General features: G+C 74.0%; 12 protein-coding genes. 7 read left to right on the plus strand and 5 right to left on the minus strand.

Features of this window, described 5'->3' with window-relative positions; translation table 11 throughout:
- The first annotated feature begins 2 nt into the window (after positions 1 to 2).
- From ACZ4A5_RS21205 to fxsT, 4 genes are all read left to right on the plus strand, one after another.
- Positions 3 to 3,041 carry an SAV_2336 N-terminal domain-related protein gene (locus ACZ4A5_RS21205; protein WP_467586106.1) on the plus strand — a complete coding sequence of 1,013 codons (3,039 nt, stop codon included), beginning with the start codon at positions 3 to 5 and terminating at the stop codon, positions 3,039 to 3,041.
- 102 nt (positions 3,042 to 3,143) lie between these two features.
- On the plus strand, positions 3,144 to 3,371 hold the full coding sequence (locus ACZ4A5_RS21210; RefSeq protein ID WP_398870466.1) for a hypothetical protein: 228 nt from the start codon (positions 3,144 to 3,146) through the stop codon (positions 3,369 to 3,371).
- Positions 3,372 to 3,416: 45 nt separating this feature from the next.
- Positions 3,417 to 4,745, plus strand: a complete 1,329-nt coding sequence (locus ACZ4A5_RS21215) for an aKG-HExxH-type peptide beta-hydroxylase (RefSeq protein ID WP_467586110.1) — start codon at positions 3,417 to 3,419, stop codon at positions 4,743 to 4,745.
- A 60-nt stretch (positions 4,746 to 4,805) separates the two neighbouring features.
- Positions 4,806 to 7,832, plus strand: a complete 3,027-nt coding sequence (gene fxsT / locus ACZ4A5_RS21220) for an FxSxx-COOH system tetratricopeptide repeat protein (RefSeq protein WP_467586113.1) — start codon at positions 4,806 to 4,808, stop codon at positions 7,830 to 7,832.
- A gap of 103 nt (positions 7,833 to 7,935) precedes the next feature.
- Here the strand turns inward: fxsT and ACZ4A5_RS21225 are convergent, their stop codons facing one another.
- The 4 genes from ACZ4A5_RS21225 to ACZ4A5_RS21240 form a co-directional block, all read right to left on the minus strand.
- The gene (locus ACZ4A5_RS21225) at positions 7,936 to 11,718 is read right to left on the minus strand and encodes a multifunctional oxoglutarate decarboxylase/oxoglutarate dehydrogenase thiamine pyrophosphate-binding subunit/dihydrolipoyllysine-residue succinyltransferase subunit (protein WP_467586116.1); all 3,783 of its coding nucleotides are present in this window, start codon (positions 11,716 to 11,718) and stop codon (positions 7,936 to 7,938) included.
- Positions 11,719 to 11,958: 240 nt separating this feature from the next.
- Positions 11,959 to 13,134, minus strand: coding sequence for a HAMP domain-containing sensor histidine kinase (locus ACZ4A5_RS21230; RefSeq protein ID WP_467586119.1), 1,176 nt, complete (start codon positions 13,132 to 13,134; stop codon positions 11,959 to 11,961).
- On the minus strand, positions 13,131 to 13,868 hold the full coding sequence (locus ACZ4A5_RS21235; RefSeq protein ID WP_398870471.1) for a response regulator transcription factor: 738 nt from the start codon (positions 13,866 to 13,868) through the stop codon (positions 13,131 to 13,133). The genes ACZ4A5_RS21230 and ACZ4A5_RS21235 overlap by 4 nt, the downstream gene beginning before the upstream one ends.
- Before the next feature lie 90 nt (positions 13,869 to 13,958).
- Complete coding sequence (locus ACZ4A5_RS21240) at positions 13,959 to 14,648, minus strand: spermidine synthase family protein (protein ID WP_467586123.1); 690 nt, start codon at positions 14,646 to 14,648, stop codon at positions 13,959 to 13,961.
- Positions 14,649 to 14,844: 196 nt separating this feature from the next.
- On the opposite strand from ACZ4A5_RS21240, the gene ACZ4A5_RS21245 reads away from it, so the two are divergent.
- Together ACZ4A5_RS21245 and lon are read left to right on the plus strand one after the other, a co-directional pair.
- Complete coding sequence (locus ACZ4A5_RS21245) at positions 14,845 to 15,621, plus strand: rhomboid-like protein (RefSeq protein ID WP_467586125.1); 777 nt, start codon at positions 14,845 to 14,847, stop codon at positions 15,619 to 15,621.
- Positions 15,622 to 16,212: 591 nt separating this feature from the next.
- Positions 16,213 to 18,672, plus strand: a complete 2,460-nt coding sequence (gene lon / locus ACZ4A5_RS21250; protein ID WP_467586128.1) for an endopeptidase La — start codon at positions 16,213 to 16,215, stop codon at positions 18,670 to 18,672.
- 68 nt (positions 18,673 to 18,740) lie between these two features.
- Here the strand turns inward: lon and ACZ4A5_RS21255 are convergent, their stop codons facing one another.
- Positions 18,741 to 19,379, minus strand: a complete 639-nt coding sequence (locus ACZ4A5_RS21255) for a peptidase inhibitor family I36 protein (protein WP_467586130.1) — start codon at positions 19,377 to 19,379, stop codon at positions 18,741 to 18,743.
- Between the two features lie 192 nt (positions 19,380 to 19,571).
- On the opposite strand from ACZ4A5_RS21255, the gene ACZ4A5_RS21260 reads away from it, so the two are divergent.
- A complete protein-coding gene (locus ACZ4A5_RS21260) occupies positions 19,572 to 20,438 on the plus strand; it encodes a helix-turn-helix domain-containing protein (protein ID WP_467586132.1) in 867 nt (288 codons plus the stop codon).
- Positions 20,439 to 20,791: the final 353 nt, after the last annotated feature.

The raw sequence follows: 20,791 nt of genomic DNA on the forward strand, positions 1-20,791 counted from the left end.
GTATGACGGCGCCCCCCGACCCGCGGCTGGGGCAACTGGTCGCCCGCCTGCGGGCCTCGGCCTGGGACCTCACGCCCGAGGAGATCGCCGACGCGGTCTGGCTCGCCCAGTGGGTCACCCCGGCCGCCTGCCCCGGCGCCGGTCCAGGGCCTGAGCCCGCCTCCGTGCCGGGCCCCGGCGCATCGCCCGCCGCGGACACCACGGCCCCCGCGGCCGCGCCCGGCACACCGCCCGCGCCGGCGGACGACCGGCCCGTACGGCACGCCGAGCGGTCGGGCCCCGTGTCGCTGTACGCCGGGGAGCCGCGGCGGGCGCGGGCCCGGGACGCCTTCCCCATACGCGTGCCGATGGCCGCGTCCCTGCCCGGCCTGCTCGACCTCCAGCGGGCCCTGCGCCCCCTGCGCGGCTACCGCCCGCTCGCCGAGCCCCCGCGCGGCCCCCTCGACGAGGAGGCCACCGCCGACCGCGCGGCCCGCACCGGCGTCCTCGACCCGCTCTACCGCCGGGGCGAACGCCGCGCCGCCGCCATGCAGTTGCTCATGGACGTCTCCCCGTCCATGGTCGTGTGGGAACGGATGCTGGAGGAGCTGCGGCAGACCTGCGCCCAGCTGGGCGTCTTCAGCGACGTGCAGGTGCGCTATCTGCACCGGGCCGCCGACGGCACCCCGCTGGTCGGCACCTCCGCCGTCCCCGGCCGGGCGCCCGGCAGCGCCCTCCACCCGCGCCCCGCCGACCAGTTCCGCGACCCCACCGGCCGCCGCCTCACGCTCGTGATCAGCGACTGCGTGGGGCCGCTGTGGCAGGAGGGCCGCGCCCAACGCCTCCTGCACCACTGGTCGCTGACCGCGCCGCTCGCCGTCGTGCAGCCGCTGCCGCCCCGCCTGTGGCCGCGCACCGCCCTGCCCGCCGACGCCGGGCTGCTCACCCGCGACCCCGGCCCCGGCGGCAGGCTCGGCTTCGACCCCCGGGGCTACGGGCCCCCGCCACCGCCCGGCGCCCTGCCCGTCCCCGTCCTGCTGCCCACCCGCGAGGCGCTGGGCACCTGGGCCCGCCTCCTCTCCGGACCCGGCCGCACCACCGTCCGCGGGGCGGCGGGCTGGGTGCTGCCCGCCCACCCCGCCCTCCGGCCCCCCGCCCCGGCCACGGGCCCGGCGCCGACCGCCGAGGAACTGCTCCGGGCGTTCCGCGCCTCCGCCTCCCCGGGGGCCCTGCGGCTCGCCGTGCACCTGGCCGCCGTGCCGCTGGCCCTGCCCGTGATGCAGGTGGTGCAGCGCGCCATGCTGCCCGACACCGGGCCCATGGAGCTGGCCGAGGTGCTGCTCAGCGGGCTGCTGTGGCAGCTGCCCGACCCGGACCCGGACCAGGGCCCCGGCCACTGGTACGAATTCGTCGACGGCGTACGGGAGATGCTGCTGCAATCCCTCGACCAGGGCGCGGCCGCGCTCGTCCTCAAGCACTGCTCCGAATACGTCGAGCGGCACTTCGGCAAGAGCGCCCGCAACTTCTCCGCGCTCGCCGTCGCCCGCCTCGCGGGCCCGTCCGCCGAAGCGGACGACGTGGCGCCCCCGGAGACCGACGAGGACGGCGGCGGCACCGAGCCCGAGCTGTTCGCCGAGGTCCCCGCCCGCGTGGTGCGCTGGTACCAGCCGCTGCCCGCGGGCACGGGCGAGCACGGCGGACTCGGCGAGGCGGAACGCCTGCTGCGGCTCTGGCACCTCCAGGCCGATCCCACCCTCCTGCACGACGCCCGCGAGCGCGCCACCCCCGGCGCGCGGCAGCCCGCGGACACCCCCGAGGGCATCCGCGGCCGCCTCGTGCTCGGCGGCATCCTCCGGGCCCTCGCCGGCACCGAAGCCGTACGCCGGGACGCCACCGCCCGCACCGCCACCCTGACGGAGGCCGTCGCCCTGCTCACCGAAGCCCACGACCACGCCGAACCCGGCGGCACCGCCCACACCGACGCCGCGCTCGAACTCGCCTCGGCCCACCACGCCCGCTGGCAGGACGACGGCGACACCGCCCACCTGCTCGCCGCCGAACGCGTCCTGCGCGCCCTCCCCGCCGACGACCCCACCGGCACCCTGCGCCTGGGCCGTATCCTCCTCGCCCTCGCCCAGGCGGCGCCCGACCCCCGGGCGTACGCCTTCGACGCCGCCGCCGAACTCCGCGCCGCCTGCGGCCTCCTGGAGGCCGGCGACGCCCCCGAACCCCAGCTGTGCGCGGCCCTCCTCGACCTCGCTACGGCGCTGCGGCTGGCCGCCGCGCCCACCGGCGACACCCTCGCCGTACTCGACCGCGCCGGCCGCCTCGCCGCCGACGACCCGCTCCGGCTGCGCCGCCTCACCGAACTGGCCCGGGCGCGCACGGCGGCACAGGCGTGGACCGGGGCGGACGACGCCTACACCGGGGCGATCGACCTCACCGGCCCCTACAGCCCCTGCCGTTGCGCGCTCCTCGCCGAATGGGGCGAGTCGCTGCTGCGCCGCGCGCGGCTCGGCCCCGCCTCCGAGACGCTCGCGCGGGCCGAGTCCGTGCTCCGGGAAGCCTTCGCGGTCAGCCCCGGCAAGGACCCCGGACGGCCCCGCGTCCAACTGCTCCTCGGCCGCGCGCTCGTCCTGCGCTTCGAGCGGCAGGGCTTCCCGCCCGACCTCTACGAGAGCGTCCACCTGCTCGAACAGGCCGCCCGCCACGCCCCCGACGCCGGCACCCGCGCCGAATCCTGGCTGGAGCTGGGCACGGCCCGGCTCACGCTCCACGACGCGCGCGGCCCCGTGGCCCTCGACAGCGTGGTCACCGCCTTCACCTCGGCGCTGAGGGAGGCCCGTGACGCCTCCGGCGGGGCGCCCGGTTCGGTGCTCGCCGCGCGCGCCGCCCACCGCCACGGCGAGGTGCTCGAACGCATGGCGCGGCCGCGCGCGGCCCTCGCCGCCTACCGCGAGGCGGCGCGCGAGTGGAGCGAGCTCACGGCCCGGCACGCCGACGTCCCCTGGGCCGAGGTCCAGGCGACACGGGAGTGCGCGACCCGCCTGAGCGAGTCGTGACCGGAACGCCGCCCGAACGGGTTTCCGCCCGACGGCCCCCGGGAAGAACCGTGCAGCCGCGGGGGCCACGGGCCGGTGGAGGGCGGCAGGGAGGAGCACAGAGTGCCGAAGCTCAAGCGCACCGCGACGGCCCACCAGGCGCACACGGCGGAACGGGTGCCGCCGGTGCCCGACCTCACCGGCGTCGACCTGCGGACCCTGCGGCACACCGAAGACCCCGCCCTCGGCGCCGCCGTCGAGGAAGTCCTGCTCGACCCGGGTGAATTCGAGGAGACCTGGTATTCGAGCGGCGACGACGCGACCGGAGGGAAGGCGCCCGACAGGGACTGAAGCGGAGCCGGATCCGGACGACATGGGGGAGCGGGGGAAGCCGGGATGACCGTGCGGCGCGTCGAGGCGAACGGGGCGCCGGCCCCCGCGGCCCTGGCGCGCCTCGCCCGCACCCGCTCCGCGCCCGCCGACCTCGACCTCCTCCTCCGCGGCCTGCACAGCCGCCGCCTGATCCTGCTCAAGTCCCTGCTGACCGGGCTGGACCGGGGCGCGTACGCCGTGCCCGCCGCCGTCCGCGCGCGCTTCGAGGAGCACTGGCGGCTGCTGGAGCGCGCCGAGGCACGGGACCCGGCCGCCGTCCGCGAGACCCTCGACTACCCGGCCGTCGGCACCTGGCTCGCCCGCGCCCTCGCCCCCGCCGCGCCCGGACCGGCCTGCCGCCTCGGCCACTTCGGGGCCGTCGCCGCCGCGGCCGCGCTCCGCGCCGGCACCCCCTGCGCCCTCACCCTCGCCCCCCGGGGCGGCCTGCTCGCCCTGCCCGGCATCGGCGTCCTCGCCACCTCCGCCCCGGCCGTCCGGCTCACCGCCCGCGCGCACACCGCGCACCTGCGGCCCGAGGGGCGGGGCGCGGGCGCCGTCCTGCTGCGCACCGGCGGGCGGATCCACGGCACCGGCCCCGGCTGGCACGGCCTGCGCCGACTGCCCGGCACCACCGCCCTCCTGGACGACCTCGACCCCTACCGCGCCCCGCCCGGGGGCATCGGCCGCGCCGCGCTGCCGCCCGCGCTCCGCTCCGCGACCGCCGGCGAACCCTGGCTCCGGCTGTGGCGGTCCGCGCTCGCCCTGCTGCGCGCCACCGATCCGCCGCGCGCCGCGGAGACCACGGCCCTGCTGCGCTGCCTGGTCCCGCTCGCCCGCGCCGGGCCGCACGGGCAGGGCGGGCGCGGGGTGAGCGCGACCTTCCGGGCGGCCCCCGGCGCGGTGCTCGCCACCCTGCCGGACACCGCCGCCGAACTCGCCGCCGTGCTCGTCCACGAGACGCAGCACAGCAAGCTGGCGGTGCTGCACGACCTGCTGCCGCTGCACCACGCGGGGCCGTACGCCGCCTACCGGGTCGCCTGGCGCACCGATCCGCGCCCGCTCGCGGGCGTGCTCCAGGGCACCTACGCCCACCTGGCGCTGGCCGACTTCTGGGGCCGCGTCGCGGCGCGCGCCGGGCTCCCGGCGGGCACCCGGGCAACCGCGCGGGCCCGGCACGATTCCTACCGCCGACAGGTCGCGGAAGCCCTGCCCCTCCTGCTTGAATCCAATGAACTCACCCCCGCGGGCGTCGAGTTCGCCACAGGAATGCGAGCGCACCACGCGGGCCTGGGGCGGACCGCCGGGCCCGCGACGGCACTCGGCGGAACGTCACCGTTCGGTGACGTACGGTAATCTTGGCGTCGTGCCGGTCCACCCGGCCGCCGCGGCGCGGAGCAGTGAGGGGACGTGCGCATGAGTGACCGAACCGGTGCCGCGCAGAGCCGGCCGGGGCCCGAGGGCGAGCGCTTCGTCGTCGTGTTCGCCGGCTTCCACCGGCCCTGGGCCACCTGGATCCGCCACCGGCTGGAGAGCCACGGACACCGGGTGGCCCTGCAGCGCTGGGACCCCCGCCGGGAGGTCCCCCTCGAAAGCGCCCTGGGCGACCTGCTGCTGGCCTCCGGGCGGCTGCTGCTCGTCCTCAGCGACTGGTTCTTCCAGCTGGGCCCGCGCCGCGACGGCGAGTGGGACGAGGTCCTGCGCGGCGTCGTCGCCGCCCACGCCGAGCGGTTCGCCGCCGTCAGCCTCACCAACCGCGCCCTGCCGCCCGCCACCGCCGTCCTGGAGCCCGCCGACCTCTACGGCATCGGCGCCCAGGAGGCCGAGCGCCGCCTCCTCGCCCGGCTCGGCCTGCCGCCCGGCCCGCCGCGCCGCGGCATCCCCGAGGGCCCCGGCTCCCGCTATCCGGGCGACCCGCCGGCCGTCTGGGGCGAGGTGCCGCGCCGCGACCCCCGGTTCACCGGCCGCGACGACCTCCTCAACCAGCTCCAGGAGCAGCTGACCGACGCCGAGCAGGGCACCGCCGTCTGCGCGCTGCTCGGCATGTCCGGGATCGGCAAGACCCAGCTCGCCGCCGAGTACGCCCACCGCTTCAGCGCCGACTACGACGTCATCTGGTGGGTCAACTCCGACATGCGCGGCACCCAGCGCGAGCGCCTCGGCGAGCTCGCCGCCGAACTGGGCCTGCCCAGCGGCTCCGAGCCCGGCGAGCGCATCCGCGCCGTCCGCGAGGCCCTGCGCCGCGGCGAGCCGTACGGCCGCTGGCTGCTGATCTTCGACGGCTGGGACGACATCGACGGCGCCCACGAGCTGCTCCCCGAGGGCCCCGGGCATGTGCTGATCACCTCCCGCAACCGCAGCTGGACCGCCCAGGGCGCCACCCCGGTCGAGGTCCCCGGCTTCCAGCGGCACGAGTCCACCGGCTATCTGATGCGCCGCGCGCCCCGCATCACCGCCGAGGAGGCCACCGAGGTCGCCACCGAGCTCGGCGACATCCCCCTCGCCCTCGTCCAGGCCGCCGCCTGGCTCGGCGAGTCCGACATGGCCGTCGGCGACTATCTGCGCCTGGTCCGGGAGGGCGAGCTCTCCGGCCTCGCCGAACAGGGCGACTTCGACGGCGTGCCGCGCTCCTCCCTCACCTCCTGGTCGATACTGATCAACCGGCTGCGCGAGACCCAGCCGCACGCGGTGGAACTCCTCACCCTGTGCACCTCCTTCGCCCCCGGCCGGATCCCCATCGGCCTCGTCCGCCACCTCCCGCCCGCCGAGCTGGTGGAGAGCCTCGGCTGGCTCGCCACCGACCTGCCCAGCTGGACCAGGGCGCTGGACACCCTCGTCAACTACTCGGTCCTCACCCGCGACACCCGCGGCACCGTCCCCGGCGAGCCGGGCCCCGAGCAGGAGTCCGTGCACATGCACCGGCTCGTCCACGACATCGTCGCCCGCCTCACCTCACCCCAGGAGCGGCAGGCGCACCAGCGCATCGTCCGCCGGATGCTCGCCGCCGCCGACCCCGGCAACCCCCAGGACACCCGGCTCTGGCCGCGCTACGCCGAGCTCCTCCCGCACCTGGAGCCCTCCGGCGCCCTCGGCAGCCACGACGCGCGCGTCCAGGAGACCGTCCTCAACTGCCTGCACTACTGCCACCGCAGCGGCGAGTTCCGCACCGGCATCGAGCTCGCCGAGCAGGTCCGCGCCCGCTGGAGCGAGCTCTTCCCGCCCGAGCACCCCCGCATGCTCGACCTCACCGTCCGCCAGGGCAACATCCTCCGGGCGTACGGCGTCTTCCGCTCCGCCTATGAGCTCGACCGGGAGCTGCTGGAGCGGCTGCGCGCCTGCGCCCCCACGGGCCCCCGCCCCGGCAGCGGCACCGCCCTGATGACCGCCACCAGCTGCCTCGCCGCCGACCAGCGCTACCTCGGCCAGTACACCGAGGCCCTCCAGCTCCAGCGCGAGGTCCTGCACACCGCCCGGGAACTCCTCGGCCCCGACGACTACTTCACCCTCAACGCCCAGCACAACCTCGGCGTCGGCCTCAGACTGCTGGGCCGCTACGCCGAGGCGTACGACACCGACCTGGAGACCCTGCGCAAGCGGGAGTCCCTGCTGCGCGCCCGGCACGCCGCCACCCTCGTCTCCGGCATCTCCTGCGCCCGCGACCTGCGGCTCATGGGCCGCTACCGCGACGCGCTGGCCCGCCAGGAGCTCGGCATGCGGCTGCACCTCCAAGTGCTCGGCCCCCAGCACCCGCAGACCCTGCGCGCCCACCACAACCTCGTCCTGTGCGAGCGGCGCGCGGGCGGCTTCCAGGACGTGGGCGCCGCCATGGCCAGCCTCCTCGAACAGATGGAGAAGGTCCACGGCCGCGGCCACTACGCCACCCTCGGCCTCGTCGTCGACCACGGCAACCACGCCCGCGAGCACGGCGACCTCGGCCACGCCCGCGACCTCATCACCGAGGGCGAGGCCGGCTTCCGCGCCCTCCTCGGCCCCGCCCACCCCGTCACCACGGGCATGCTCACCAACACCGGCCTCGTCCTCCAGGCCGCCGGGGAGCGGGCCGAGGCGCTCACCATGTTCGAGGCCGCCCACGCCGGGCTGTCCGCGACCCTCGGCCCCGAGCACCCCTGGGTGCTGGGCTGCGCCCTCAACGCCGCCGCCGGGCGCAACTTCAACGGCCGCCTCGACGCCGCGCTGGAGCTCAGCCGCGAGACCCTCCGCCGGGCCCGGCACGCCCTCGGCGAGGACCACCCGCTGACCCTGTCCTGCGAGGTCGCCCTCGCCGCCGACCTGCGGGCCCTGCGCGAGCACGAGGAGGCGTCCAAGGTCGAGCGGGACGCCCTCCAGCGGCTCACCCGCACCCTGGGCGCCCAGCACCCGCACGCCCTCTCCGCCCGCCAGCGCACCCGCCCGTACTGGGACTTCGAGCCCTACCTCGGCTGAGCCGCGCCGCACACACGGGTCAGGGCCCCCGCCGCTTCCGCGGTGGGGGCCCTGACCTTTACTGCTTGTACTGCTTGTACTGCTTCGCGCGAGTGCGCCGGGATCAGATGTCGAAGACCTCGGCGACCAGTGCCTGCTGCTCCGCCTGGTGGCGCTTGGCCGAGCCGACCGCCGGGGAGGAGGAGTGCGGCCGGGAGATCCGGCGCAGCCGCTCCCGGGCCGGGATGTCGGCACCGACGGCCAGGTCCAGGTGGTCGATCAGGTTCAGCGCGATGAACGGCCACGCACCCTGGTTCGCCGGCTCCTCCTGGGCCCAGACGAACTTCTCCGCCGCCGAGTACTTCGCGAACTCGGCCTGGAGCTCCTCGCCGGGCAGCGGGTAGAGCCGCTCGATACGGACGATCGCCGTGTCGTTGGCGCCCCGCTTGGCCCGCTCCGCGACCAGGTCGTAGTAGACCTTGCCCGCGCAGAAGACGACCTTGCGGACGTCCTCGGTGACCACGGTGTCGTCGCCGATCAGCGGACGGAAGGAACCGCTGGTGAACTCCTCCACCTTCGACGCCGCCGCCTTCAGGCGCAGCATCGACTTCGGGGTGAAGACGATGAGCGGCTTGTGGTGCGGGTTGTGGACCTGCCAGCGCAGCAGGTGGAAGTAGTTCGACGGCAGCGTCGGCATGGCGACCGTCATGTTGTTCTGCGCGCAGAGCTGGAGGAAGCGCTCGATCCGGGCCGAGGAGTGGTCCGGGCCCTGGCCCTCGTAGCCGTGCGGCAGCAGCAGCGTGACGCCGGAGGTCTGGCCCCACTTCTGCTCGGAGGAGGAGATGAACTCGTCGGTGATGCTCTGGGCACCGTTGACGAAGTCACCGAACTGGGCCTCCCACAGCACCAGCGCGTCCGGGCGGGCCAGGGAGTAGCCGTACTCGAAGCCCATCGCCGCGTACTCGCTGAGCAGCGAGTCGTAGACGTTGAAGCGGGCCTGGTCCTCGGACAGGTAGAGCAGCGGGGTGTAGTCCTCGCCGGTCTCGCGGTCGACGAGCACCGCGTGGCGCTGGCCGAAGGTGCCGCGGCGGGAGTCCTGGCCGGCGAGCCGGACGGGGACACCCTCCATCAGCAGCGAGCCGAAGGCGAGGGTCTCGCCCATGCCCCAGTCGATCGTGCCGTCCTCGATGCTGGCGGCGCGGCGCTGGAGCTGCGGCACCAGGCGCGGGTGCACCGTGACGTTCTCCGGCACGTTGACCTGCGTCTCGGCGATCCGCTTGACGACCTCCTGGGAGATCGCGGTGTTCACCGGGGCCGGGAACTGCGGCAGCTCGGTCACCGGCTCGTAGGCCGCGGGGGCCGCGTCGGCGTCCCGGACCTCGACGAAGACCTTCTCCAGCTGGCCCTGGTAGTCCTGCAGGGCCTGCTCGGCCTCTTCCAGGGTGATGTCACCACGGCCGATCAGCGACTCGGTGTAGAGCTTGCGCACCGAGCGCTTCTTGTCGATCAGGTCGTACATCAGCGGCTGGGTGAACGAGGGGTTGTCCGACTCGTTGTGGCCCCGGCGGCGGTAGCAGATCAGGTCGATGACGACGTCCTTGTTGAACGCCTGGCGGAACTCGAAGGCGAGCCGCGCGACGCGGACCACGGCCTCCGGGTCGTCACCGTTCACATGGAAGATCGGCGCCTCGATCATCCGGGCGACGTCGGTGCAGTACATCGACGAGCGCGAGGACTCCGGCGGCGCGGTGAAGCCGACCTGGTTGTTGATGACGATGTGCACGGTGCCGCCGGTGCGGTAGCCGCGCAGCTGCGACATGTTCAGCGTCTCGGCCACGACGCCCTGGCCCGCGAAGGCCGCGTCGCCGTGCAGCTGGACGGGGAGGACGGTGAAGTCCGTGCCCGCCTTGCCGATGATGTCCTGCTTGGCCCGCGCGATGCCCTCGACGACCGGGTCGACGGTCTCCAGGTGCGAGGGGTTGGCGGCCAGCGAGACCTTGATCTGCTCGCCGTCCAGGCCCGTGAAGGTGCCCTCCGCGCCCAGGTGGTACTTCACGTCGCCGGAGCCGTGCATCGACTTCGGGTCGAGGTTGCCCTCGAACTCGCGGAAGATCTGCGCGTACGACTTGCCGACGATGTTCGCCAGCACGTTCAGCCGGCCACGGTGGGCCATGCCGATGACGACCTCGTCCAGGCGCGACTCGGCGGCCGCGTCCAGCACCGCGTCCAGCAGCGGGATGACGGACTCGCCGCCCTCCAGGGAGAACCGCTTCTGGCCGACGTACTTCGTCTGGAGGAAGGTCTCGAACGCCTCGGCGGCGTTCAGCCGACGCAGGATGCGCAGCTGCTCCTCGCGCTCCGGCTTGGAGTGCCCGCGCTCGACCCGGTCCTGGATCCACTTGCGCTGCTTGGGGTCCTGGATGTGCATGAACTCGATGCCGGTGGTGCGGCAGTACGAGTCGCGCAGCACGCCGAGGATGTCGCGCAGCTTCATCAGCGACTTGCCCGCGAAGCCGCCGACCGCGAACGCCCGCTCCAGGTCCCACAGGGTGAGGCCGTGCTCGGTGATGTCGAGGTCGGGGTGCTTGCGCTGGCGGTACTCCAGCGGGTCGGTGTCGGCCATGACGTGGCCGCGGACCCGGTAGGAGTGGATCAGCTCGAAGACCCGGGCGGCCTTGGTGACGTCGTCGTCGTGCGAGGCGTCGATGTCCTTGAGCCAGCGGATGGGCTCGTAGGGGATGCGCAGCGCCTCGAAGATGTCGTCGAAGAAGCCGTTCTCGCCCAGCAGCAGCTGGTTCATGATCCGCAGGAACTCGCCGGAGGCGGCGCCCTGGATCACGCGGTGGTCGTAGGTCGACGTCAGGGTCATGACCTTGGAGATGCCCAGCTTGTTCAGGGCGTCCTGCGAGGTGCCCTGGAACTCGGCCGGGTAGTCCATGGCGCCCACGCCGATGATGAGGCCCTGGCCGGGCATCAGGCGCGGCACGGAGTGCACGGTGCCGATGCCGCCGGGGTTCGTCAGCGAGGCGGTGACCCCGGTGAAGTCGTCCATCGTCAGCTTGCCGACGCGGGCGCGGCGGACGATGTCCTCGTACGCCTGCCAGAACTCGAAGAAGTTGAGCGTCTCGGCCTTCTTGATGGCCGCGACCACGAGCTGGCGGTCGCCGTTCGGCTTCACCAGGTCGATCGCCAGGCCGAGGTTGACGTGCTCGGGCTTGACGAGGGTCGGCTTGCCGTCCTTCTCCGCGAAGGAGTAGTTCATCGACGGCATCAGCTTCAGCGCCTGCACCATGGCGAAGCCGATGAGGTGCGTGAAGGAGACCTTGCCACCGCGGGCGCGCTTGAGGTGGTTGTTGATGACGATGCGGTTGTCGAACAGCAGCTTCACCGGGACCGCGCGGACGGACGTGGCCGTCGGCAGCTCCAGCGAGGCGTTCATGTTCTTCGCCACCGCGGCGGCGGGGCCGCGCAGCGGGACGTACTCCGGGCCCTTGGCGGGCTCGGCGGTGGCCTTCGCGGCCACCGGCTTGGCGGGCGCCGCGGCCGCGGGCTTCGCCGCGGCGGGGGCGGCGGCCTTCGGCGCCGCGGGCGCGGCCGCGGGAGCGGCGGCCGGAGCCGCCTGCTGCGCGGCGGGGGCGCTCACGGGAGCCGGCGCGGCCGGAGCCGCGGGCGCGGCGGCCGGGGCACTACCGGTCAGGCCCGGTGGCGGCGCGGCCGCCGTCTGACCCGGCTTGTAGTCGGCGAAGAAGTCCCACCAGGCTCGGTCGACCGAGTTCGGGTCCTGGAGGTACTGCTGGTAGATCTCGTCGACGAGCCACTCATTGGGACCGAAGACGTCGGCAGGGCTCTTGCCCTGCCCGTCCTGGTCGGTCGAGACGCTCGAGGTGTTGGGGGACTGTGGCGACACGGCGGCAACCGCCCTCTTCCGCTTCACAAGGTGATGGACAGCGGAAATAAAGGCTACGCCTGTCTGTACCGATGATGCAGGCCACCCGGGCCAGTCGTCGCGCAAGTCACATTCGTCAGGGGGTTTCGAGGCATGACTTGGCGGGAAACACACGGGGTTCCGCAGGTCCCGGGGGATTCTGGGTTCGCTTGAGCGTGCCCCACACTCCCTCGAATGTGTGCCTCCGCCACCGACCCTACGTCAACCTTGATCTCGGGGGCCGCCCGGAAGGGTGACCTGTATGCGGCACCCCTGAGGGGATTCGGCCACGCCGATGCTTCCCCCGTGCAGGTCCACCGCCCAGCGCGCGATCGCCAGCCCCAGCCCCGTGCCGCCGTCGCTGCCCGGCCCCTGCTGGCCCGAGCCGCCCCGGTTGAAACGCTCGAAGACGCGGTGCCGCTCGGCCTCCGGGATGCCCGGCCCCTCGTCCAGCACCTCCAGATCCAGCGACTGGGCGCCCTCGCCCCGGCGCGCCCGCACCGTCACCCGGCCGTGCGGGGGGCTGTGCTTGACGGCGTTGTCCACCAGATTGGCCACCACCTGGTGCAGCCGCTCCGCGTCGGCGTGCGCCGTGAGCTCCGGCGGCGACACGTCCAGATGCAGATGGACGTCCTTGCGGGCGTGCGGCGAGGAGCCCGAGCCATTGGCCATCCCCGCCTCCTTCAGCACCCCCGCCAGATACGGCCACACCTCGAAGCGCCGGGCGTGCAGCGGCACGACCCCGTTGTCCAGCCGCGACAGGTCCAACAGCTGCTCCACCAGCCGGCCCAGCCGCTCGGTCTGCCGCAGCGCGGTGCGCATGGTCTCCGGGTCGGCGGCCGAGACCCCGTCCACCACGTTCTCCAGCACCGCCCGCAGCCCCGCGATCGGGGTGCGCAGCTCGTGCGAGACGTTCGCGACCAGCTCCTTGCGGTGGGTGTCCACCGCCTCCAGGTCGGCCGCCATCCGGTTGAAGGCCGTGGCCAGGTCCCCGAACTCGTCCCGCCGCCCGGCACCCACCCGCCGGGTGTAGTCGCCCTGCGCCATCGCCCGGGTGACGGCGGTCATCTCGTCCAGCGGCGCGGTGAGCCCGTGCGCCACGAACTGCGTTATCAGCAGCGAGGCGATGATCGAGAAGACGGTGATCACCCGGAGCTCGGTCGCCGAGTGGAGCGCCACGAAGACCAGGAAGGTCGTTATCACCACCGACCCGATCACCAGCGCGCCCAGCGCCGCCTTCACCGAGCGGTAGGGATCCAGGGGCCGCAGCGCCTCCCAGACCCGGCCGCCCAGCCCCCCGGGCGACGGATGCCGGTCCTGCGGGCCCTCCGCCCGGCTCCGGACGGCACCCCCCGCGCCGGCGGCCCGCTCCGGCCCGCCGCCCGTCCCGCCGCTCATGCCGCCGGGGTCTCCAGCGCGTAGCCGACCCCGTGGACCGTACGGATCCGCTCCGCGCCGATCTTCCGGCGGAGCGCCTTGATGTGACTGTCCACGGTCCGCGTCCCGGAGGCGTCCGCCCAGTCCCACACCTCCGCGAGCAGCTGCTCGCGGGAGAGGACGGCGCGCGGGGTGTTCGCCAGGCAGACCAGCAGGTCGAACTCGGTCGGAGTGAGGTGCACGTCGGTGCCGCGCACCCGGACTCTGCGCTGCGCGTGGTCGATCTCCAGCTCGCCCAGCCGCAGGATGCCGGTGCGCGGCGTGTGCGCGGCGAGCGCCGCCCGCTCCACCCGCCGCAGCAGCACGTGCACCCGCGCCGCCAGCTCCCGCATCGAGAACGGCTTGGTCATGTAGTCGTCCGCGCCCACGCCCAGGCCGACCAGCATGTCGGTCTCGTCGTCGCGCGCGGTGAGCATCAGCACGGGCACCGGCCGCTGCGCCTGCACCCGGCGGCACACCTCCAGGCCGTCGAAGCCCGGCAGCATCACGTCCAGGACCAGCAGATCCGGCTGCCACGCCTCGGCGGCGTCCACGGCCGCCGGGCCGTCGCCGGCGGTCCGCACCTGGAAGCCCTCGGCCCGCAGCCGGGCCGCGATGGCGTCGACGATCGTCCGGTCGTCCTCGACGACGAGCACCCGGCGCTGCGCCCCGGGGGAGGCCGCGGCACCGTTCGGGCCGATGTGTGTCTGCTCCATGCGCCCCGCCCCTAGCGTCTTCCGTGGCCTGCATCTCCACACAGTCCTGCGGCTGTGGCAAGCAGAGTACGGGCAGGCGGCTGGGGACGGCTACGCGGCACGAAGCGCGAGGTGGACTACGTCCGGTACGCCCCGGGCAACGGCGATCTCTTCGGTTCTTACCCCTTCGAACCCGGCATTCCGGAGCGCGTCCTCGAACGCCTCCGACGGCCGCGCCGACCACACGGCGAGCACCCCGCCGGGCGCCAGCCGGTCGCGGCAGGCCAGCAGTCCGGCGGGGGAGTAGAGCCCGCCGTTGTCCTCGGTCACGGTCCAGCCGGGGCCGTTGTCGATGTCCAGGCACAGGGTGTCGTAGGTGACGGCGGCGGTCCGTACGTACCGCACGAGGTCCGTGTGCACGATCTCCGTACGGGCGTCCGCCAGCGCCCGAGCCGAGAACGCGGCCAGCGGGCCGCTCCGGTGCCAGTCGATCACCGCCGACTCGCGCTCCACCACGGAGATCCGCCCCCAGCGCGGCTCCTCGGCCGCCCGCGCCAGCGAGAAGCCGACGCCCAGGCCGCCGATCAGCACCGCCGGATCCCGCCGCCCGGCGGGCAGGGCGGCCAGGGCCGCGTCGACCAGGAGGCGCTCGGAGCGCCCGTCGGAGGTGTCCATCAGGAAGCAGCCGTTGGCGATGATCTCGTAGACCTCGCCTCTCCTGCGCAGCACGACCTCGCCGTGCGGCCCCTCGCGGCGGTCCACGGTGACGGGTGACGCGTGACGGACATCCTGATCGGTCATGGCAGAGCCTTCCGTAGGTCGGGGGCCCGGCGGACGCAGCGGACGGATCTTCGGTTGAGGGTCGTGACCGGAGTCACGGCCAGAGGTTGATTTGCCGGGCCACTGGGGACCTTAATGTTCACAGTGAGGGCGGAGAGTGAGGCCCGGGGCAGGGCCGCCCGTGATCCATCGCGCAGCAGGAAAGGGGCCTGGCCGAGTGACTGTGGTTGACCCCGCGATGTCGCCTGGCGGCGGCCACGCGTCCGGGCCGGAGACCGAGCCGGCCGCCGCGCCGGCCGCCACCGGGCCCGTATGCCTCCCGTCGCCACGCGGCCCGGTCGCTCCCGCGGCCATCAGGTCCTGGTTCCGCCGGCCGGGCTGGCCGCGGCGGGTCCTGCCGACCCCCACCGGCACGCCGTTCACCTTCGTCTACGGCCTTGTGCTGCTCGGCACCGCGCTCTTCGCCGAACTCGGCGACGAGGCGACCGTCAACCAGCTCCTGCGCGACTCCAGCACCGACGCCGCCCACCTCGCCGACCAGCCCCTCGTGGTCCTCGTCGCCAGTGCCCTGTGGGTGGCGGGCGGCCTCTATTCGCTCTACGGCCTGTTCTTCGCCGTCGTCCTCAGCTCGCTCGAACGCCGCATAGGCCCCGCCCGCACGGCGGGCGTCTTCCTCCTCGGCCACGTCCTGGCCACCCTCGCCACGGAGCTCCCGGTCGCCGGGGCGGTCGCGGCGGGCCGCCTGCCGGAGGCGTCGCTGCACCGGCTCGACTACGGCATCAGCTTCGGCGTGATGGCCTCCGTGGGCGCCCTGTCCGTCCTCCTCCGCCGGCCGGTGGGGTGGGCGCTGCTCGGCTTCGCGGTCCTCCTCTGCGCGCAGGACTTGATCGAATTCGCGGATCCGCTGGCCAGTTGGGGCCATCCGATAGCGCTGCTGACGGGGATGGCTTGCGGGCCTTTCATCCGGGACCGGGGTGGGGTGGCGGGGGGTTGAGGGGGGCTTTGGCCCAGCTTCCCGCCTAGCCGCGCTGGGGCGCGGGCCCCAGGCCCCGACTGCGGGTGCGTTGCCGCCTGCGGCGGGAGCGGCCTGCGGCCGCGTCCTCAAACTCCCCCAGCTACCTCCCCCAGACTCCGTCCGGGGGTGCCCCCAGAGGTGCCCCCAACGGGCTGATTGGGAACCCTGAGGCGGACACGTCCCGCACGTGCTCTCCGGTGGGAGGGGGTGGGGCTGGAGGGTGGGGTTCTGGAACGCGGTGCGTCGTTACGGCACTCAATGCGGGAGACCCGCACCGCACCGCGTTCCAGGTCCCCAGCCCGGAAGACCCGCCCCCGGCACCCACCACCACCCAAGCCCGGCCGGCGTTTGAGGCCGCCCGCCGCAGGCGCACACAAGCCGCACCAGACAACGGCGAACCCCACAACCCAGCCCGGCCGGCGCTTGAGGCCACCCGGACCGCAAGCACCAACGACCCGCACCCGGCAAGCCCACCCGCATTTCGATCGCTCAGAGCGAACACAGGGAACATTCGCCACCCCCTCACGCATTGAGTCGGCATAGCTCAACTTGCCTGCCGAAGGGGAGATCATGGCTTTCACGTCCACACCGCTCACCCTGCCCGTGCTGCCCCTCGACGACGAGGTCGTACTGCCCGGCATGGTCGTGCCTCTCGACCTCTCCGACAGCGAGGTGCGAGCCGCCATCGAGGCCGCGCAGGCCGCAGCCGCAGCCGCTGCCGGGGACGGGACCGGGAAGGGGGCCAAGGCTGGGGCCAAGGCCGGGGAGGGTGACGGGGCCGGCAAGCCGCTCGTGCTGCTCGTGCCACGCGTAGACGGTTCGTACGTCGGCACCGGCACCCTCGGCCGCGTGGAGCAGGTCGGCCGGCTCTCCGACGGGGACCCCGGGGCGCTCATCCGAGGGCTGGGGCGCGTCCGGATCGGGGCGGGTACGACCGGGCCCGGGGCCGCGCTGTGGGTCGAGGGCACCCGGATCGAGGAGGCCGCCCCCGACCCGCTGCCCGGCGCGGTCGCCGAGCTGATGAAGGAGTACAAGGCGCTCGCCACCAGCTGGCTCCGCAAGCGCGGTGCCTGGCAGGTCGTGGACCGCGTCCAGCAGCTCGACGACGTGGCCCAGCTCGCCGACAATTCCGGTTACCTCCCGTTCCTCACCGTCGCCCAGCGCGTCGAGCTGCTGGAGACCGCCGACCCGGTGGCCCGGCTGCGGTCCGCCGTCACCTGGCTGAGCGAGCACCTCGCCGAGCAGGACGTCGCCGAGTCGATCGCCAAGGACGTGCAGGAGGGGGTCGACAAGCAGCAGCGCGAGTTCCTGCTCCGCCGCCAGCTGGAGGCCGTTCGCAAGGAGCTCGCCGACCTCAACGGCGACCCGGAGAGCGAGCCGGACGACTACCGCGCCCGCGTCGAGGCCGCCGACCTGCCGGAGAAGGTCCGCGAGGCCGCGCTCAAGGAGGTCGAGAAGCTGGAGCGCGCCTCCGACCAGAGCCCCGAGGGCGGCTGGATCCGCACCTGGCTCGACACCGTCCTGGAGCTGCCCTGGAACGAGCGCACCGAGGACGCGTACGACATCCCCGGAGCCAAGGCCGTGCTCGACGCGGACCACGCCGGCCTCGCGGACGTCAAGGAACGGATCACCGAATACCTGGCGGTGCGCAAGCGGCGCGCCGACCGGGGGCTGGGCGTGATCGGCGGGCGGCGCGGGGGCGCGGTGCTCGCGCTCGTCGGTCCGCCCGGCGTCGGGAAGACCTCGCTGGGGGAGAGCGTGGCCCGCGCCATGGGCCGCAAGTTCGTCCGGGTCGCCCTCGGCGGCGTGCGCGACGAGGCGGAGATCCGCGGTCACCGGCGCACGTACGTCGGCGCGCTCCCCGGCCGTATCGTCCGCGCCGTCAAGGAGGCGGGCTCGATGAACCCGGTCGTCCTCCTGGACGAGATCGACAAGGTCGGCTCCGACTTCCGCGGCGACCCGGCGGCGGCCCTCCTCGAAGTCCTGGACCCGGCGCAGAACCACACCTTCCGCGACCACTACCTCGAGGTCGAGCTCGACCTCTCGGACGTCGTCTTCCTGGCCACGGCCAACGTCCTCGACTCCATCCCCGAGGCCCTCCTCGACCGCATGGAGCTCGTCCGCCTCGACGGCTACACCGAGGACGAGAAGGTCGTCATCGCCCGCGACCACCTGCTGCCCCGGCAGCTGGAGCGCGCCGGCCTGGCGGCCGAGGAGGTGCGGCTGGAGGACGAGGCGCTGCGCAAGCTGGCCGGCGAGTACACCCGCGAGGCGGGCGTGCGCACCCTGGAGCGCGCCCTCGCCCGGCTGCTGCGCAAGGTGGCCGCCCAGCACGAACTGGGCGAGCGCGAGCTGCCCGTGACCCTGGGCGCCGACGATCTGCGCACCCTGATCGGCCGCCCGCACCACACGCCGGAATCCGCGCAGGACCCGGCCGAGCGGCGTACGGCCGTACCGGGAGTGGCGACCGGCCTCGCGGTCACGGGGGCGGGCGGCGACGTCCTCTTCGTGGAGGCGTCGCTGGCCGACCCCGAGACGGGCGGCGCGGGCCTGACCCTGACCGGCCAGCTGGGCGACGTGATGAAGGAGTCCGCGCAGATCGCGCTGTCCTTCCTCCGCTCCCACGGCGCCGAACTGGAGCTCCCCGTGGGCGACTTCAAGGAGCGCGGCGTCCACCTCCACGTCCCCGCGGGCGCGGTCCCCAAGGACGGCCCGAGCGCGGGCGTGACGATGACGACGGCGCTCGCCTCCCTGCTCTCCGGCCGCCAGGTGCGCCCCGACGTGGCGATGACCGGCGAGGTCTCGCTGACCGGCCGTGTGCTGCCCGTCGGCGGCGTGAAGCAGAAGCTGCTCGCGGCGCACCGGGCCGGGGTGACCACGGTCGTCATCCCCAAGCGGAACGAGCCCGACCTGGACGACGTGCCGGAGGAGATCCTCTCCGCGCTCGACGTCCACCCGGTCGCGGACGTCCGCCAGGTCCTGGAACTCGCCCTCCAGCCGGCGTCCTCGCAGGTGGTGATGGCGGCATAGCCCGAGCGGCACCGGTGCGGCCCCTGCCGTCGTGACAGGGGCCGCACCGGTTTCCCCGCGCCGTCCGGTCAGCAGACCTTCACGTACCAGACCGGGTGCCAGTCGGCGTGGGCGTCGTACGACCCGCCGTTCACCTGAGCCGGTGGCGTCGAGTAGACGAGTTTGTGGCTCTTGTTGTACATCCGGGCCACGGTGCCGCTCGACTGGTTGTTCCACCACGAGCCGCCGCTGTTCCAGCCGTCCGGGATCTCCCAGTAGACGTTGCACTTGGAGTGCTGCCAGACGGTGCCCTCGTAATTGGCCTTCGGCCAGCCGCAGAAGTTGAGGTAGTCGCAGTCGGCCGCGTTCTTCGGGTGCGTGGTGGTGCGCAGGTCACGGGCGTACTTCTCGCCCGGCACGGCGACCAGCAGGAAGCCGCCCGGCACATCGACCCTGTTGGCGGAGACCTGCTTGCCGCCCGTCTGGGAGACATAGCGGTCCACGTCCTTCTGGAGCGCGGCGGACTGCGCGGCCGTCAGCCCCGCGTGCTCGGCCTGCGCCGCGTAGCGGCCGGAAGCGGCCGCGGTGGCGTGCGTCGCCCCGAGCCCCGCGACGAGCGCCAGCGCCATGCACGCGGGGACGGCGAGCAGGCGTCTCGACCCGCTTGCCCCGCTTGCCCCGCTCGCCCCTCTCGACCCGGAGATCCCGCCGGTGCGATGTGTGGTCACGGTGATTCCCTCCCCATCGCCGCCCTGCCGGGGCGGCGGAGCCGGTGACATCAGGGCATGTTCATGCCCGCGTGCGAGTCTGGCGGCCGGGCGGCGGCCTGGATTGTAGGAATGCGACCTGCCCGGCCGGCCGCCCCGGATCGTCCGGAAACCCGCCTTGGCCCCCACCCGTACGGACGTACGGTGAAGCGGATGTCAGAAACCGGCACCGCTTCCCGGCAGTTGGTCCGCAGCACCCCGGCGGCGGAGCTGCGCGGAGCCGTGCTGGGCTACCGCGGCTTCCGCTTCGCGGCCGGCGGCCCGCGCCGCCGGCTGGTGGTGCCCGACGGCGTGGTGAAGGTGATGCTCGGCTTCGGCGGCCCGCTCGACATGGTCGACGCGGTGGAACCGCGCACGGTGACCACGGCCGCCTCCCTCGTCAACGGCCTGCGCACCACCGCGGCCATCGGCCTGCACCGCGGGCTGCTGCACGGCGTCACCGTCCTGCTCTCCCCTCCGGCGGCCTACCGCCTCTTCGGCGTCCCCGCGGCCGAGTGGGCCCACCTCACGCTCGACCCCGGCGACCTCCTCGGCGCCCGCCTCGGCCGGCTCACGGAACGGCTCGCCGAGTGCCCCGACTGGCCTTCCCGCTTCGCCCTCCTCGACCGGGCCCTGACCACCCGGCTGCGCACGGGCCCGCGCTGCGATCCCGAAGTCGCCTGGGCCTGGCGCGAATTGCGCCGTACGGACGGCCGGCTGCCCATCGCCGACGTCGCCGCGGGTACGGGCTGGAGCCGCCGGCACCTGGAACGCCGCTTCCGCCAACAGCTCGGCCCGACGCCGAAGGGGGCGGCGCAGGTGCTGCGGCTCCAGGCGGCGCTCCGCCTGAAGCGGGCCGGGATGTCCTGGACTTCCGCGGCCACGGGGGCGGGGTTTCATGACCAGGCGCATTTCTCCCATACGTTCCGGGTGATGATCGGGTGTACGCCTGGTCGTTTCCAGGACGGGAGGGTGGTGGGGACGGCGGACGATCCGCTGGATTTCCTGCCGGGGCAGGTGACGAGCATTTTGCTGGCGTGATCTTTGATCTGCCGGGCGGTGTCGCCTGCGGCGCGCTTTTCCCTCCCCCCGCCCCTTCCCGGCTGCGTCAGATGTGCGGCTCCGCCGCGTGGGGGGCTGCGCCCCAGACCCCGCAACGCGCTTCGCGCGTTGTCCTCAATCGCCGGACGGGCTGAAAAGAAAAGACGGGCGTGCCCCGAAACCTGCTGTTGCTCTCCGGTGGGAGGGGGTGGGGCTGGAGGGTGGGGTTCTGGAACGCGGTGCGTCGTTACGGCACTCACTGATGGTTTCAGAATGAGTTCGGTGTAGGGGCTTGGCGGTTGGGTGTTGTTTCGGCAGGCTCTGTTGGGTGTCTGCTGATCTCGTGCCTGATG

The organism is Streptomyces sp. NPDC025618, from assembly GCF_055558795.1.

Excerpts from the sequence above, each read along its gene's own strand:
- ACZ4A5_RS21205 (WP_467586106.1), top strand. The coding sequence starts at position 3 with ATGACGGCGCCCCCCGACCCGCGGCTGGGGCAACTGGTCGCCCGCCTG.
- ACZ4A5_RS21215 (WP_467586110.1), top strand. The coding sequence starts at position 3,417 with ATGACCGTGCGGCGCGTCGAGGCGAACGGGGCGCCGGCCCCCGCGGCC.
- fxsT (WP_467586113.1), top strand. The coding sequence starts at position 4,806 with ATGAGTGACCGAACCGGTGCCGCGCAGAGCCGGCCGGGGCCCGAGGGC.
- ACZ4A5_RS21230 (WP_467586119.1), bottom strand. The coding sequence starts at position 13,134 with ATGAGCGGCGGGACGGGCGGCGGGCCGGAGCGGGCCGCCGGCGCGGGG.
- ACZ4A5_RS21235 (WP_398870471.1), bottom strand. The coding sequence starts at position 13,868 with ATGGAGCAGACACACATCGGCCCGAACGGTGCCGCGGCCTCCCCCGGG.
- ACZ4A5_RS21240 (WP_467586123.1), bottom strand. The coding sequence starts at position 14,648 with ATGACCGATCAGGATGTCCGTCACGCGTCACCCGTCACCGTGGACCGC.
- lon (WP_467586128.1), top strand. The coding sequence starts at position 16,213 with ATGGCTTTCACGTCCACACCGCTCACCCTGCCCGTGCTGCCCCTCGAC.
- ACZ4A5_RS21260 (WP_467586132.1), top strand. The coding sequence starts at position 19,572 with ATGTCAGAAACCGGCACCGCTTCCCGGCAGTTGGTCCGCAGCACCCCG.